Source organism: Pseudaminobacter sp. Soil_N_29, assembly GCF_057656055.1.
In genome coordinates, this window is the sequence record NZ_JBDGLC010000034.1 from 1 (window position 1) to 487 (window position 487).

The 487-nt window shown below is 73.9% G+C and carries 1 protein-coding gene; it reads left to right on the plus strand.

Features of this window, described 5'->3' with window-relative positions; translation table 11 throughout:
• On the plus strand, window positions 1–487 hold a 487-nt coding region (locus AC3A4H_RS23615; RefSeq protein WP_487768883.1), incomplete at both ends, for a HAMP domain-containing protein.

Genomic DNA, 487 nt, shown 5'->3' on the forward strand with positions numbered 1-487 from the left:
TGATTGCGTGGTGGCTGTCGCGGCAGATCGCGCGGCCGGTGAGCCAGATGACGGCGGCGATGCGGGCGCTGGCTTCGGGCGACCACGGCGTGGCGGTGCCGGCGGTGGGGCGGCGCGACGAGGTCGGCCAGATGGCGGCGGCGGTCGAGACGTTCAAGGCGGCGGCGATCGAGAAGCTCAGGCTGGAGGCGGAGGCCGCGGCGAGCCGGCAGCGCGCGGAGGAGGAGCGGGCGGCAGCCGCCGCGCGCAAGGCCGAGGAGGACCGCCAGAGCCAGATCGCGATCGCGGCGCTCGGCGAGGGGCTCGACAAGCTGGCGCAGGGCGACCTCACCCACCGCATCGAGGTTCCGTTCCACGGCCAGGCGGACAAGCTGCGCGGCGACTTCAACGCCTCGGTGGAGAAGCTGCAGCAGACGCTGCTGGCGATCTCGGCCAGCGTCGGCACCATCCATGCCGGCACCGGCGAGATCTCGAGCGCGGCCGACGA